This window comes from Pelomonas sp. KK5 (genome assembly GCF_001984095.1).
GTDB lineage: Bacteria > Pseudomonadota > Gammaproteobacteria > Burkholderiales > Burkholderiaceae_C > KK5.
Window position 1 is genome coordinate 1 of record NZ_LYVQ01000006.1, and the last position, 14215, is coordinate 14215.

12 protein-coding genes are annotated in these 14215 nt (G+C 67.5%); 2 read left to right on the top strand and 10 right to left on the bottom strand.

Translation table 11 applies throughout. The features are described from left to right. Positions 1–84 precede the first annotated feature (84 nt). A complete protein-coding gene (locus B0W88_RS01540) occupies positions 85–750 on the top strand; it encodes a PEP-CTERM sorting domain-containing protein (protein WP_077032886.1) in 666 nt (221 codons plus the stop codon). A 14-nt stretch (positions 751–764) separates the two neighbouring features. On the opposite strand, the gene B0W88_RS01545 is transcribed toward B0W88_RS01540, so the two are convergent. Continuing rightward, entirely contained in the window at positions 765–1187 is a 423-nt protein-coding gene (locus tag B0W88_RS01545) for a VOC family protein (protein ID WP_077032887.1), read from the bottom strand. Between the two features lie 122 nt (positions 1188–1309). Here B0W88_RS01545 and B0W88_RS01550 point away from each other — a divergent pair, with 122 nt between their 5' ends. After that, positions 1310–2140, top strand: a complete 831-nt coding sequence (locus tag B0W88_RS01550) for a sterol desaturase family protein (RefSeq protein WP_077032888.1) — start codon at positions 1310–1312, stop codon at positions 2138–2140. Here B0W88_RS01550 and B0W88_RS01555 read toward each other — a convergent pair. The 9 genes from B0W88_RS01555 to nusA form a co-directional block, all read right to left on the bottom strand. Further along, positions 2137–3450 (bottom strand): TRZ/ATZ family hydrolase, encoded by a 1314-nt coding sequence (locus B0W88_RS01555; protein WP_077032889.1) that lies wholly within the window; start codon positions 3448–3450, stop codon positions 2137–2139. The two genes, B0W88_RS01550 and B0W88_RS01555, sit on opposite strands and share 4 nt — an antisense overlap. Positions 3451–3461: 11 nt before the next feature. Next, on the bottom strand, positions 3462–4436 hold the full coding sequence (locus B0W88_RS01560; protein WP_077032890.1) for a nucleoside hydrolase: 975 nt from the start codon (positions 4434–4436) through the stop codon (positions 3462–3464). Continuing rightward, positions 4433–5551, bottom strand: coding sequence for an enoyl-CoA hydratase/isomerase family protein (locus tag B0W88_RS01565; protein WP_077032891.1), 1119 nt, complete (start codon positions 5549–5551; stop codon positions 4433–4435). Before B0W88_RS01565 ends, B0W88_RS01560 begins: the two co-directional genes overlap by 4 nt. After that, positions 5548–6438, bottom strand: coding sequence for a DMT family transporter (locus B0W88_RS01570; RefSeq protein ID WP_077032892.1), 891 nt, complete (start codon positions 6436–6438; stop codon positions 5548–5550). The genes B0W88_RS01565 and B0W88_RS01570 overlap by 4 nt, the downstream gene beginning before the upstream one ends. 105 nt (positions 6439–6543) lie before the next feature. Beyond that, a complete protein-coding gene (typA, locus tag B0W88_RS01575) occupies positions 6544–8373 on the bottom strand; it encodes a translational GTPase TypA (RefSeq protein ID WP_077032893.1) in 1830 nt (609 codons plus the stop codon). Next, positions 8370–9302, bottom strand: a complete 933-nt coding sequence (truB, locus tag B0W88_RS01580) for a tRNA pseudouridine(55) synthase TruB (protein ID WP_077032894.1) — start codon at positions 9300–9302, stop codon at positions 8370–8372. Before truB ends, typA begins: the two co-directional genes overlap by 4 nt. After that, entirely contained in the window at positions 9295–9678 is a 384-nt protein-coding gene (gene rbfA / locus B0W88_RS01585) for a 30S ribosome-binding factor RbfA (protein WP_077032895.1), read from the bottom strand. The genes truB and rbfA overlap by 8 nt, the downstream gene beginning before the upstream one ends. 68 nt (positions 9679–9746) lie before the next feature. Then, positions 9747–12536, bottom strand: a complete 2790-nt coding sequence (gene infB / locus B0W88_RS01590) for a translation initiation factor IF-2 (RefSeq protein WP_077032896.1) — start codon at positions 12534–12536, stop codon at positions 9747–9749. A gap of 65 nt (positions 12537–12601) precedes the next feature. Continuing rightward, positions 12602–14080 carry a transcription termination factor NusA gene (gene nusA / locus B0W88_RS01595; RefSeq protein WP_077032897.1) on the bottom strand — a complete coding sequence of 493 codons (1479 nt, stop codon included), beginning with the start codon at positions 14078–14080 and terminating at the stop codon, positions 12602–12604. Between the last annotated feature and the right edge of the window lie 135 nt (positions 14081–14215).

Here is a 14215-nt window from a genome sequence, read left to right on the forward strand (position 1 = left end):
CCCAAACACTAGGCCTTAGACCGCAAGCGGCGCCTGGATAGGCTCGCCGGGCTTCTCTAGCCCACCCCTCCCTCAAGGAAAATCATGCCCAAGCACTCGTCCATCGGCCGCCCCTTGTTCTCCTTGCTGGCCGCCACCGCGGCGCTGACGCTGTCGCTGTCGGCCTCGGCCCTGGCCGTCGGCGACATGGTCCCGGTGACCAATGGTGAGTTCAATGGCATCACCGGCTGGTCGCTGATCAACCCGACCGGCGAATACTTCACCGGGTTCGCTCCGGCCCGCTCGGGCAACCTGGCCGGCACGACGAATTTCGGCGTCCAGCAGCTCGACGGCTGGGGCGGCCGCAAGAACGCCGGCGGCGTGTTCCAGGACATCGGCGGGCTGACCGTCGGCGCGCAATATGAGCTGAGTTTCTATTCGCTGGTCAACCACACCGACGACCCGAAGGCCACCGAACACTGGGACGTCGCCTTCGGCAACCAGACGCTGCAGAGCACCACCATCTCCACCAACGGCGTCTGGGTCAAGGACACCTTGACCTTCACCGCCACGAGCAGCACGCAGCGCCTGAGCTTCGCGGGCATCTTCCTGGGCTACACGCCCGGCGCCACACCCGAAGTCCTGAACCTGGACGGCATCACGCTGAAGGTATCGGCCGTGCCGGAACCGGCCACTGCGGCGCTGAGCCTGGGCGGGCTGCTCGCCGTGGGCTTCCTGGCGAAGCGCCGCCGCAAGGGCCAGCAGGCCTGATCGCGCCCCGCGCGCTATTTGGCGAACAGGGAAGCCATGTCCTTGAAGGCCTTGAACTCGATCGCGTTGCCCGATGGGTCGAGGAAGAACATCGTGGCCTGTTCGCCGACCTCGCCCTTGAAGCGGATGTAGGGCTCGATGACGAACTGCGTGCCGGCGGCGCGCAGCTTGTCCGCCAGCGCATGCCACTGGTCCATGGACAGCACGGCGCCGAAGTGGCGTACCGGCACATTGTGCGAATCGACCGCGCTGGTGGCCTTGTGGCCGCATTCCTCGGGCGCCAGGTGGGCGACGATCTGGTGGCCGTAGAAGTCGAAGTCGATCCACTCGGGCGAGCTGCGCCCCTCGGAACAGCCGAGCAGGCCGCCATAGAAGGCGCGGGCCGCAGCCAGGTCGTGGACCGGGAAGGCGAGGTGGAACGGGGGCATGGGGCTCATGGCGTCGAACTCCGCAGTTAGGCCATCAAGCGTAGCAGCGCCGGGCGTGCCGTGAAAAATGGACGCGCTCCTCCCGGAGCCGCGGGTATCCCGACCGGGCCAACTGCAATAGCCTCGCTGCCATGCTCAATTCCTGGCTCCAATCGACCGTCTCGCTGCTGGCCTGGCTGCTGCTGGCTGCTGCGATCTTCGTCCCGCTGGAGCGCTGGTTCGCGGCCAGGCTCAAGCCGCTGCTGCGGCCGCAATGGGGCAATGACCTGGCGTTCTATTTCCTCGGCGGCTGGCTGCCGCCGCTGGCAGGCGCGGTGATCAGCGCAGTCTTCGTGGCGATTGCGGATGCCCTGCTGCCGGCCAGCTACTTCCGCTGGCTGGGCGGGCTGAGCCCCTGGGTCGTCGTGCCGGCGCTGGTCGTGCTGGGCGACTTCTTCTACTACTGGGCGCATCGCCTGAGCCACCAGATCCCGCTGCTGTGGCGCTTCCACGCGATCCATCACAGCGCCGAGCAGATGGACTGGCTGGTCAACACCCGAGCCCATCCGCTGGACCTGATCGTCACCCGCACGCTGGGCAGCGCGCCGCTGATCCTGATCGGGCTGAAGACCCATGCGGCCACCGGCTCCGGCGCGATGGTGTTCGCCATCGTCGCCTTCAACGTGCTGTGGGCCTTCTTCATCCACTCCAATGTACGCTGGCGCTTCGGCTGGCTGGAACAGCTGATCACGACGCCGGCCTTCCACCATTGGCACCATGCCAACGAGGGCCCGGCGACGAACGACAAGAACTACGCGGCGGTGCTGCCCTGGCTGGACCGTCTGTTCGGCACGCAGCACCTGCCCGACCGGCTGCCCAGGGCCTATGGCATCGGCGAGCCGCTGTCGCCGTCGCTGGCGGGCTTGCTGCTCGACCCCTTCGCGCCGCCGCCGGCAGCGCGCAAGCAGCAACAGACGCCTTAGCGCTCGGTCTTCATCCGCTGCACGATCGCCTCGGTGCGCTCGAGCAGCGCGCCGGTGTCGATGGTCGTCAGCTCGCGGTTCTTCAGCACCTGGCGGCCGCCGACCCAGACGTCGCTGACGTGCTCCCGGCCGGCCACGTAGACCAATTGGGCCAGCGCGTTGTAGACCGGGCGGCATTCGATTGCATCCAGCGAGACGGCCGTCACGTCGGCCAGCTTGCCGGCCTCCAGCGAGCCCAGGTCATCGCCACGGCCCATCGCCTTGGCCGCGCGGATCGTCGCCATCTCCAGCGCCGTGCGGGCCGACACGGTGGTCGGGTTCTTCGTCGAGCCCTTGGCCAGCAGCGCGGCCGAGCGGACCTCGCCGAACATGTCCTGGCGGTTGTTGGACGCGGCGCCGTCAGTGCCGAGGATCGTGTTGACGCCGGCCGCCTCCAGCGCCGTCACCGGGCAGATGCCCGATGCCAGCTTCAGGTTGGAGTTCGGGTTGTGGACCAGGTGCACCTTCTGCGCGGCCAGCATCGCGATCTCGTCCTCGGTGAGGTGGACCATGTGGACGGCCATCATCCGCTCGTTCAGCAGGCCCAGCTTGTTCAGACGCTCCAGCGGGCGCACGCCGTATTGCTTGATGCTGCCCTCGATCTCATCGAGCGTCTCGTGGATGTGGCAGTGCATCTGCAGGCCGTGCTTCTCGGACAATTCGCGCAGTTGCACGAAGGTGTCGTCCGAGACCGTGTAGGGCGCGTGCGGCGCGCTGGTCCAGTCGAGCAGCGTCTCGCCCTTGAACTGCTCGTAGGCGGCCAGGCCCTTGGCGATGTAGTCCTGCGCGTTGGCGGCGTAGCCGGTCGGGAAGTCGATGACGTTGATGGACACGCCGGCGCGGATGCCCGCATCGACCGCGGCGCGGGCCATCGCGGTCGGGAAGAAGTACATGTCGTTGAGATAGGTCACGCCGCCACGCAGCGCCTCGGCGGCGGACAGCAGCGAGCCGGTGTGAGTCCACTCCTCGGTGACCCACTTCTTCTCCAGCGGCCAGATGTGATGGTTGAGCCAGTCCATCAGCGGCAGGTCGTCGGCGACGCCGCGCAGCAGCGACATGGCCGAGTGGGTGTGGCCGTTGATCAGGCCGGGGATCAGCACATGACTGCCAAGTTCGACGGACTCGGCGTTCGGATACTTCGCTTCGGCTTCGGCAACCGGCAGCACAGCGGCGATGCGCTCGCCGTCGATGACCAGCGCGTGGCCCTCCAGCACGTCGGCGCTGCCTGGGGCGAGCGTGACCATCCACTTGGGCTTCAGGATCTTCGTCATGTCTGGCTTCCTCAATTGAATGCTTGGTCGAAGATGTCGATGACGCGCTGCGCGTCGACACCGATGCAGGCCTGCTGGACGGGACGACCGGTCCAGGCCGCACGACCCGGATGGCCACCGGGCAGGCCGAGGTTGCGATGGTCCTGGATGGTCTGGCCGCGGGCCATGCCTTCGCAGACGACGCGGATCGGGCCGCGGCGCAGCGTGAAGGCGGACGGGTCGATCGCGTAGGCGACCGCACTGGCATCGTGCGAGTAAACGCCGCGGATGCCGGCAACTTCGCTGTAGAAGTCCTGGTAATGGCGAGTGGCCTGCCAGAGGAAATCGCCGACCTTGCCGCCGCGGCCCTGCTGGCTCGACAGGTAGTCTTCCGTCATCACCACCTGCTGCGTCACGTCGAGCCCGACGACGACGATGGGCCAGGCCGCCGTCAGCACCAGGTCGGCCGCCTCGGGGTCGTTGATCACATTGGCCTCGGCCACCGGTGTCACGTTGCCACCGTGGCCCAGCGTGCCGAAGGCGCCGCCCATCAGGATCACCTGGCGGACCTTGTTGACGATGGACGGGTCGTGCCGCAACGCCAGCGCGAGGTTGGTGAAGGGGCCGACGGCGATCAGCGTGATCGCACCGGGCTCGGCGTTGACCATGTCGCAGATCAGTTGGTGGGCAGGCCGCGGGTCGAGCAGTTCCTTGGCCGGCTCGGCGACGGCGGACATGCCGCCGAGGCCGTCATCGCCGTGGACGTGGGCGGGATAGTCGCCCTCGTCCGCCGCGGCGATCGCCTTGCTGGCTCCTGCAGCCACCGGCAGCTTCAGCCCGTAGAGGGTGCTCAGAACCAACGCGTTACGTGTGGTGGTTTCGACCGAGGCATTGCCGAACACCGTCGTGATCGCGCGCAGGTCGATCTCGGGGCTGCGGGCGAGCAGCCACAAGGCCATCGCATCGTCGATGCCGGGGTCGGTGTCGTAAATGACTTTGACGGTCATGACAGCTCCTTCAGCGGATGCTCGGCGGCGCTCCACGGGCTCTCGAAGAAGGCCAGCACCTGCTCGCGGGTGACGCCGGCTATCGTCGGCGGATTCCAGCGCGGCGCGTGGTCCTTGTCCACGGCCAGCGCGCGGATGCCTTCCATCGTCTCGCTGGCGATGCCTGGGCGCAGGTGGAAGCAGCGGAAGACGATGTCGCGCTCCATGCGCAGGTCGTCGGCCAGGCTCATCTCACGGGCGCGGCGCACCTGTTCGAGAGTAACGGCCAGCATCAGCGGAGAGCGCTTGAGCAACATGGCGTGGGCCTGCTGCGCCCAGGGGTCGGCATCGGCGGCCAGCGAGGCCAGGATGGCCGGTACGTCGGCCTGGCCGAAGTGGCGGTCGATCTGGGCCAGGCGATCACCGTGTTCGGCCTCGGGCGTCACGTCCACCCGCTCCATCACGGCGGCCACGACATGCTCGGCACTGGGCATATCGCCGGTGCGCAGCGCGTCGACCAGGCCGGCCATCTGCGCGCCGGGCACGTAGACGTCGCCCAGGCCCATCTCGACCGCATCGGCCACGCCGATCGCCTGGCCGGTCAGCGCCAGCCATTCACCGCTATGACCCGGGCAGTTCGCCAGGAAGTGGCCGCCGCCGACGTCGGGGAACAGTCCGATGTTCGTCTCCGGCATCGCGAGCTTCGAGCGCTCGGTCAGCACGCGCATCTTCGCGCCCTGGCTGATGCCCATGCCGCCGCCCATCACGATCCCGTCCATCAGCGCGACGACCGGCTTCGGGTACTCGTGGATCAGGTGGTTGAGCGTGTATTCCTCGGTGAAGAAGGCCTCGATGGAATCGTCGCCGGCCAGCACGGCCTGGTGGAAGTAGCGGATGTCGCCGCCGGCGCAGAAGGCCGGGGCCTTGCCCTCGCGGCCGGCGCCCAGGATCGCGACCGCCTGGATCTCGGGCGCGGCGGCCCAGTGGCGCAGCAGGCTCAGCAGGTCGTGGATCATGGCCAGCGACAGGGCGTTCAGCGCCTGCGGGCGGTTCAGCGTGATCAGGCCGAGGCAGCCGTTCACTTCGGCCGTGATCTGGCCTTCGGAGATGAGTTCGGGGATCAGGTTCGTCGTCATGTCTTTTGTCTCCAGGCCAGCAGTTCATTGCCGACCAGTGCCGCCAGGACCAGCAGGCCGCCGGTGATTGTCGCGGACGAGGGATTCTCCCCGGCGAAGAGCCAGGCCCAGAGCACGCCAAAGATCACCTCCAGCAGGCCGAGCAGCGCCACCTCGGGGCCGGCCAGCACGCGGGTCAGTTGAACGACTAACAGACAGGGCAAGGCGAGCTGGAACAGGCCGAGGCCGGCCAGCAGGGTCAGGTCATGCGCGCCGGCCTGCAGCGGCCAGGCCAGCGGCAGCGTCACCAGCGCGGAGATCGTCGCCCCGATCAGCACGGCCAGCGGCATATCGTTGGGCGCCGGTTCGTCCGGTTCGGCATCGTCGTGGCCGCTGGCGTGTTGCAGCACGGTCCAGTTCGTGGCCGCGGCGATCGGCACGCCCAGCGCGACGAACACCCCTAGCATGCCCGCCCCGGCGGCAAAGCCCTGGCCGAACATCCAGGCGATGCCCGCGGAGCCGACCAGGATCGCCACCCAGGTCCGCAGCGGCAGCCGGTGGTGCAGGAAGACGCGGGAGAACAGCGCCGTCAGCAGCGGACCGAGCGCCATCGTCACCAGCACATTGGCGATCGTCGTCAGTGTCATCGCCACCATGAAAGCGGTGTACATCACGCTCCAGGCAAGACCTGACACCCAGACGGCGGCCGGCGCCTCGCGCAGCTGACGCAGCAAGGCCGGCCCGCGCTGCCAGGCCAGGATGCCGGCAAGAAACAGCGCATTGAAGCCGCTGCGCCAGAAGGTGACCTCGAAGCTGCGCGCCTGCTCGAGCTGGCGCGTGACCACGCCCGCCGAACTCCACAGCAGGGTGACCAGGATCATCAGCAATACGGCGCGACGGTGGCTCATGTAAGAGCGGCCCCAAAGGGGCCGCGGGCGTCTGTCTGACTGGAGCCCCCTCTCGGAGGGGGCTGGGGGGAGCTCAATGTCCCGCGCTGCGCGCGGAGCGTGCCGTTAGGCGCGCGAAGCGCGCTTGCGTTCGTTTTCGGTCAGGAAGCGTTTGCGGACGCGAACCGACTTCGGCGTGATCTCGACCAGCTCGTCATCCTCGATGAACTCGACACCGTACTCCAGCGTCAGCTCGATCGGCGGCGTGATCTTGATCGCGTCTTCCTTGCCGCTGACGCGGAAGTTGGTCAGCTGCTTGGTGCGCGTGGCGTTCACGACCAGGTCGTTCTCGCGGCTGTGGATGCCGACGATCATGCCTTCGTACACCGGGTCGTTCGGCTTGACGAACATGCGGCCGCGGTCGTCCAGCTTGCCCAGCGCGTAGGTGAAGATCTCGCCGGCGTCCATCGAGATCAGCACACCGTTCTTGCGGCCGGCGATCTCGCCCTTGTGCGGCTCGTAGCCGTCGAAGATGTTCGAGATCAGGCCGGAACCACGCGTCAGGTTCAGGAACTCGTTGGTGAAGCCGATCAGGCCCCGCGCCGGGATGCGGTACTCGAGGCGCACGCGGCCACGGCCGTCCGGTTCCATATTGACCAGCTCACCCTTGCGCTCGCCCAGCGCCTGCATCACGCCGCCCTGGTGGTTCTCTTCCACGTCGGCGGTGACCAGTTCGATCGGCTCGTGCTTCTCGCCGTCAACGGTGCGGAACACCACGCGCGGCTTGGACACGGCCAGCTCGTAGCCTTCGCGACGCATGTTCTCCAGCAGGATGGTCAGGTGCAGTTCGCCGCGGCCCATCACCTCGAAGATGCCGTCTTCGTCGGTTTCCGACACGCGCAGCGCGACGTTGCTCTGCAGTTCCTTCTGCAGGCGGTCCCAGATCTGGCGGCTGGTGACGAACTTGCCTTCGCGGCCGGCCAGCGGGCTGGTGTTGACGCAGAAGTTCATCGTCAGCGTCGGCTCGTCGACCTTCAGCATCGGCAGCGGGGCCGGCTCGGTCAGGCTGGTGACGGTGACGCCGATGCCGATCTCCTCGATGCCGTTGATCAGCACGATGTCGCCGGGGCCGGCTTCCGGGGTCTGCATGCGGTCCAGGCCCTGGAAGGTCAGCACCTGGTTGATGCGGCCCTTGCTGCTCTTGCCGTCCGGGCCTTCCATCACGGCCACGTCCATGCCGGGCTTGATCGTGCCCTGGGTGATGCGGCCCACGCCGATGCGGCCGACGAAGGTGGAGTAGTCCAGCGCCGAGATCTGCAGCTGCAGCGGGGCGGCCGGGTCACCCTTCTGCGAGGGCACGTGCTTCAGCACCGTGTTGAACAGGGCGGACATGTCCTTGCCCCACTGCTCGCCCGGTGCGCCTTCTTCCAGCGAGGTCCAGCCGTTGATGCCGGAGGCGTAGACGACGGGGAAGTCGAGCTGCTCGTCGGTGGCGCCGAGCTTGTCGAACAGGTCGAAGGCGGCGTTGATGACGGCGTCGGGCTTGGCACCCGGCTTGTCGACCTTGTTCACCACGACGATCGGCTTCAGGCCCAGGGCCAGGGCCTTCTTCGTGACGAAGCGGGTCTGCGGCATCGGGCCTTCCTGGGCGTCGATCAGCAGCACCACGCCGTCGACCATCGACAGCGCGCGCTCGACTTCACCGCCGAAGTCCGCGTGTCCCGGGGTGTCCACGATGTTGATGTGGGTGCCTTCCCAGGCCACGGCGCAGTTCTTGGCCAGGATGGTGATGCCGCGCTCGCGTTCGATGGCGTTGCTGTCCATCACGGTGTCGACGACCTTCTCGTGGGCCGCGAAGGTGCCGCTCTGGCGCAGCAGCTGGTCGACCATGGTGGTCTTGCCGTGGTCAACGTGGGCAATGATGGCGATGTTGCGGATCTGGTTGTGGCTACTCATGGCGTTGCTTTCAAGAATTCGACTTCCTGCTGGCTGAGCAGGCGGCTGGGAATCAGTTCACCAGCCTTGATGGATGCGCTGCCGAGCAGCGACTTGTCCTCGTAGACGCGCACCTGGGGCGCGTCGCCGGACTGGACCCGGCGCTTGAGGCCGTTGAGGAAACGCAGCGCGTCCTCGCCGGCCAGTTGCACCGCGGGCCAGTCGGCCAGCAGCAGGTCGGGTGGGTGGAGCAGCGATTCGCGCTCGACCTCGTTCATCTCTGCCAGGCGATCCAGGCTGACCGCATTGTCCACCTTCACCGGGCCGCTGGCGGTGCGGCGCAGCGCGGACAGGTGGGCGCCGCAGCCGAGTTGCTCGCCGATGTCCTCGGCCAGCGTGCGGATGTAGGTGCCCTTGGTGCAGCGGACGGCGATCTTCAGCTCGTCGCCCTCGCCGCCCAGCACGCGGATCTCGTGGATCGTGACCTTGCGCTTCTCGCGCTCGATCTCGATGCCCTGCCGCGCGTACTCGTACAGCGCCTTGCCCTCGTGCTTCAGCGCCGAATGCATCGGCGGCAGTTGCTCGATCTCGCCGGTGAACTGCTCAAGCACGGCCATCAGCTTCGAGGCATCGAGCACGCCAACCTCGCGGGTCTTCACGACCTCGCCCTCGGCATCGCCGGTCGTCGTCGTAACGCCGAGCTTCAGCGTCGCCTCGTAGGCCTTGTCCGCCTCCAGGCTGACCTGGCTGAATTTCGTCGCCGCGCCGAAGCACAGCGGCAGCAGGCCGGTGGCCAGCGGGTCGAGCGTGCCGGTGTGGCCGGCCTTCTCGGCGCGCAGCAGCCATTTGGCCTTCTGCAATGCATCGTTGCTCGACAGGCCCAGCGGCTTGTCGAGCAGCAGCACCCCGTGGACCGGGCGGCGCTGGATGCGGACCTTCTGTTCAGTCATTGCGGTCTTCGTCGTCGTCCAGCGCGCGCTGCGAGTTGGCCTTGCTGATCAAGGCGCCCATCTCGGCGGCGCGCTCGGTCGTGCGGTCGAAGTGGAAATGCAGCGTCGGGACCGTGTGGATGGCCAGGCGCTTGAACAGGCCGTTGCGCAGGAAGCCGGCGGCCTCGTTGAGCGCCTCCTGCGTCTCCTGCGGCTCGCCGACCAGCACCGAGAAGAAAACCTTGGCGTGGGCGTAGTCCGGCGTCACTTCGACGGCCGAGATCGTCGGCATCTTGATGCGCGGATCCTTCAGCTCGCGGATCAGCTCGGCCAGGTCGCGCTGGATCTGGTCGGCGATGCGGAAACCGCGGTTCGGAATGGCTCTCTTGTGTCTCATGTTCGTCAGGCTCCTGAAGTGGACAACCCCGCCCAGGGGCGGGGTTATCACTTAGGCAGAAGCGGCTCTTACAGCGTACGAGCGACTTCCTTGATCTCGAAGACTTCCAGCTGGTCGCCTTCGGCGATGTCGTTGTAGTTCTTCAGCTTGATACCGCACTCGAAGCCTTCCTTGACTTCGCGGACGTCGTCCTTCATGCGGCGGACCGATTCGATCTCGCCGGTGTAGATGACCACATTCTCGCGCAGCAGGCGGAAGCGGGCGCCACGACGGACCAGGCCCGAGGTGACCATCGAGCCGGCCACCGTGCCGATCTTCGAGGCCACGAACACGGTACGGATCTCGGCGGTACCCAGCGCTTCCTCGCGCTGCTCCGGCGCCAGCATGCCGCCCATCGCTGCCTTCACCTCGTCCACGGCGTCGTAGATGATGTTGTAGTAGCGCAGGTCCACGCCATTGCCTTCGGCCAGCTTGCGCGCGCCGGCATCGGCACGCACGTTGAAGCCGATGATGATGGCCTTGGAGGCGATCGCCAGGTTGACGTCGGACTCGCTGATACCGCCCACCGCCGCGTGCACCACCTGCACCTTGACCTCGTCGGTCGACAGCTTGAGCAGCGAGGTGGCCAGCGCCTCCTGCGAGCCCTGCACGTCGGCCTTGATGATCAGCGGCAGGGTCTGCACGTCGCCGGCAGCCATGTCGGAGAACATGTTCTCCAGCTTGGCGGCCTGCTGGCGGGCCAGCTTGACGTCGCGGTACTTGCCCGAACGGAAGGTGGCGATTTCACGGGCACGACGTTCGTCGGACAGCACCATGAACTCGTCGCCCGCCTGCGGCACCTCGGTGAGGCCCTGGATCTCGACCGGGATCGAGGGACCGGCGGACTGGGTGACCTTGCCGTCCTCGTCCAGCATGGCGCGCACACGGCCGTAGGTGGAGCCGGCCAGCACGACGTCGCCGCGCTTGAGCGTGCCGCTCTGCACCAGGATGGTCGCGACCGGGCCGCGGCCCTTGTCCAGCTTGGCTTCGATCACGAGGCCCTTGGCCATCGACTCGACCGGCGCCTTCAGCTCCAGCACTTCGGCCTGCAGCAGCACCTGCTCCAGCAGCTCGTCCACGCCCTGGCCGGTCTTGCTCGACACGGCCACGAACGGCGAGTCACCACCGAAGTCTTCCGGCACGACCTCTTCGGCCACCAGCTCGCTCTTGACGCGATCGATGTTGGCTTCCGGCTTGTCCGCCTTGGTCATGGCCACGACGATGGGCACGCCCGCCGCCTTGGCATGGTGGATGGCTTCCTTGGTCTGCGGCATCACGCCGTCGTCGGCAGCGCAGACGAGGATGACGATGTCGGTCGCGGTGGCGCCGCGGGCACGCATGGCCGTGAAGGCCGCGTGACCCGGGGTGTCCAGGAAGGTGACCATGCCACGCGGCGTCTGCACGTGGTACGCGCCGATGTGCTGCGTGATGCCGCCGGCTTCGCCCGCGGCCACGCGGGCACGGCGGATGTAGTCCAGCAGCGAGGTCTTGCCGTGGTCGACGTGACCCATGACGGTGACGACCGGAGCGCGCGGCAGCGACTCGTGCTGCTGCTCGGCGCCCACGCCCTCTTCCTCGAGGAAGGCATCCGGATCGTCCAGCTTGGCCGGGAAGGCCTTGTGGCCCATTTCCTCGACCACGATCATGGCCGTTTCCTGGTCCAGCTGCTGGTTGATGGTGACCATCTGGCCCAGCTTCATCAATTGCTTGATGACCTCGGAAGCCTTGATCGACATCTTGTGAGCCAGGTCGGCGACCGAGATCGTCTCGGGCACGTGGACCTCCTGCACCTGCTGCTCGGCCGGAGCCTGGAAGTTGGACTGCGAGCCGTTGCGGTCATCGCCACGGCCACGACGGCCACCGGCACCACCACGGGTCGGCGCGCGCCAGCCACCGGCACCCGGACGGCCCGGAGCCGAAGGCGCGGGGGCGCCCGGCTTGGCGCCGCGCTTCTTGGCATCGTCGGCCCAGCTGGAGGACAGCTTCTCGGACTTCAGCGACTTCTTGTCGCCCGGCTTGGCGGCGCCCGGAGCGGCCGCAGCCGTGCCCGGCGCGCCAGGCGTGCCCGGCTTCTTGTGGATCGTGCCCTTGATGCCAGCCGCCGGTTCGGCCGGCTTGGCCGGCTCTTCCTTCTTGGCGACCATGACCGCCTTGGGCTTGTTCATCATCGCCCGGATGGCAGCAGCCTCGGCCTCGGCGGCCTTGCGGCGGCGCTCCAGGTCGGCCTGCTTCTGCTTCTCCTCGGCGCCGGCGTCGACGGCCTTCACCACGCGCAGCGCGGGCTTGGGCGGCTCGACGGGGGCCGGCGGCGCGACGGGCGCAGCCGGGGCGGCGGAGGCGACCGGCTCCTCGGCCGGGGCCGGTGCGGGCGCAGCCGGCGCGGCGGCGGCAGCCGGGGCGGGGCGAGCCGCGGCCGGGCGGCGCAGCGCCGCGGCTTGCGCCTTGGCTTCTGCCTCGCGGCGCTGCAGGTCGGCTTCCTCGGCGGCGGCCGCGGCGGCGTCATCCACGCCCGAACCTTCGTCACGCTTGACGAAGGTGCGCTTCTTGCGGACCTCGACCTGGATCGTGCGGGCCTTGCCGCTGGCATCGGCCTGCTTGATCTCGCTGGTGGACTTGCGGGTCAGCGTGATCTTCTTGCGGTCGCCGCCGGTCGTGCCGTGGGCGGTGCGCAGGTAGTCGAGCAGCCGTTCCTTGTCGGCCTCGTTGAGGGCGTCATCGGTGGACGCCTTCTTGACGCCTGCTGCTTGAAGCTGCTCAAGCAGCGTGCTCGCAGGGCGCTGAAGCTCTGCGGCAAACTGGGCGACGGTGGTCACAGCCATTGTGGGTTTCCTTGAATTCGTATGCTGGGCGAGGTGCTGGTCGGGGGCTGGCGTTAGTAGTGCGCTCAAGCGGTGAACCAGTGCTCGCGGGCCTTCATGATCATGGCGCGCGCGGCGCCTTCGTCCATGCCGGCCATCTCGACGAGTTCGTCGACGGCCAGATCGGCCAGGTCGTCACGGGTGTGGATGTCGCTCGCGGCCAGCTTGGCCACCAGCTCGGGCGTCACGCCCTCCAGGTCGCGCAGGTCCTGAGAGACCTCCTCGACCTTTTCCTCGCGAGCGATTTCCATCGTCAGCAACGCGTCCTTGGCACGGGTGCGCAGCTCGTTGACGGTGTCCTCGTCGAAGGCCTCGACTTCCAGCATTTCCTGCATCGGCACGTAGGCGACTTCCTCCAGGCTGGTGAAGCCCTCGGCGATGAGGATGTCAGCCACTTCGGCGTCCACGTCGAGCTTCTCGACGAAGAGCTTGCGCACGGATTCGGTTTCCAGCTCATGCTTGGCCGCGGATTCCTCGGCCGACATGATGTTGATTCGCCAGCCGGTCAGGTCCGAAGCCAGGCGCACGTTCTGGCCGCCGCGGCCGATGGCGATGGCGAGGTTCTCCTCGTCCACCACCACGTCCATCGCGTGGCGCTCTTCGTCCACGACGATCGACTGCACATTGGCCGGGGCCAGCGCGCCGATGACGAACTGCGCCGGGTCTTCCGACCACAGCACGATGTCCACGCGCTCGCCGGCCAGTTCGTTGGTCACGCCGTTGACGCGCGAACCGCGCACGCCGACGCAGGTGCCGATCGGGTCCACGCGCTTGTCGTGGCTCAGCACGGCGATCTTGGCGCGGCTGCCGGCATCGCGGGCGCAGCTCTTGATCTCCAGCAGGCCCTGCTCGATCTCGGGCACTTCCTGGGCGAACAGCTCCTTCATGAACTCGGGCGAGGAGCGCGAGAGCATGATCTGCGGGCCGCGCTGCGTGGGGTCCACGCCGAGGATGACGGCGCGCACGCGGTCGCCGGTGCGCAGGTTTTCCTTGGGGATCATCTCGCCGCGCTTCAGGCGGCCTTCGACCCGGCCCGACTCGCAGATGATGTCGCCCTTGTCCAGGCGCTTGACGGTGCCGACGAAGATCTTGTCACCGCGCGACAGGAAATCGTTCAGCAGCTGCTCGCGCTCGGCGTCGCGGATCTTCTGCAGGATCACCTGCTTGGCGGCCTGGGCGCCGATGCGGCCGATCGGCACGGACTCGACCGGCTCCTCGATGTGGTCGTCCACCTCGATATCGGCGATCTGCTCCTGGGCTTCGAACAGCAGGATCTCGGCATCGGCGTTCTGCAGGCCGGCCTCGTTGGGCACGACGTGCCAGCGGCGGAAGGTCTCGTACTCGCCGGAGTCACGATCGATGGCCACACGGATATCGGCCTCGCCGCCATAAAGCTTCTTGGTGGCCGATGCCAGCGCCGCTTCCACAGCGCCGAACACCACATCGCGCTCCACGCTCTTCTCGCGCGAAATCGCGTCCACCAGCATCAACAGTTCGCGGTTCATTGATCTAGACCTCCGTGTACCTTGTCATTCGTCTTGCGCCCCAGGGCCTTGGCGGCCTGCTTCTCGCCGGGCTTCTTCTTGGCTGCGGGCTTGTTGTCGTTGCCACCGCCAGCCGCCGGCTTCTTCGTCTTCGCC

Excerpts from the sequence above, each read along its gene's own strand:
- B0W88_RS01540 (WP_077032886.1), top strand. The coding sequence starts at position 85 with ATGCCCAAGCACTCGTCCATCGGCCGCCCCTTGTTCTCCTTGCTGGCC.
- B0W88_RS01545 (WP_077032887.1), bottom strand. The coding sequence starts at position 1,187 with ATGAGCCCCATGCCCCCGTTCCACCTCGCCTTCCCGGTCCACGACCTG.
- B0W88_RS01550 (WP_077032888.1), top strand. The coding sequence starts at position 1,310 with ATGCTCAATTCCTGGCTCCAATCGACCGTCTCGCTGCTGGCCTGGCTG.
- B0W88_RS01555 (WP_077032889.1), bottom strand. The coding sequence starts at position 3,450 with ATGACGAAGATCCTGAAGCCCAAGTGGATGGTCACGCTCGCCCCAGGC.
- B0W88_RS01560 (WP_077032890.1), bottom strand. The coding sequence starts at position 4,436 with ATGACCGTCAAAGTCATTTACGACACCGACCCCGGCATCGACGATGCG.
- B0W88_RS01565 (WP_077032891.1), bottom strand. The coding sequence starts at position 5,551 with ATGACGACGAACCTGATCCCCGAACTCATCTCCGAAGGCCAGATCACG.
- B0W88_RS01570 (WP_077032892.1), bottom strand. The coding sequence starts at position 6,438 with ATGAGCCACCGTCGCGCCGTATTGCTGATGATCCTGGTCACCCTGCTG.
- typA (WP_077032893.1), bottom strand. The coding sequence starts at position 8,373 with ATGAGTAGCCACAACCAGATCCGCAACATCGCCATCATTGCCCACGTT.
- truB (WP_077032894.1), bottom strand. The coding sequence starts at position 9,302 with ATGACTGAACAGAAGGTCCGCATCCAGCGCCGCCCGGTCCACGGGGTG.
- rbfA (WP_077032895.1), bottom strand. The coding sequence starts at position 9,678 with ATGAGACACAAGAGAGCCATTCCGAACCGCGGTTTCCGCATCGCCGAC.
- infB (WP_077032896.1), bottom strand. The coding sequence starts at position 12,536 with ATGGCTGTGACCACCGTCGCCCAGTTTGCCGCAGAGCTTCAGCGCCCT.
- nusA (WP_077032897.1), bottom strand. The coding sequence starts at position 14,080 with ATGAACCGCGAACTGTTGATGCTGGTGGACGCGATTTCGCGCGAGAAG.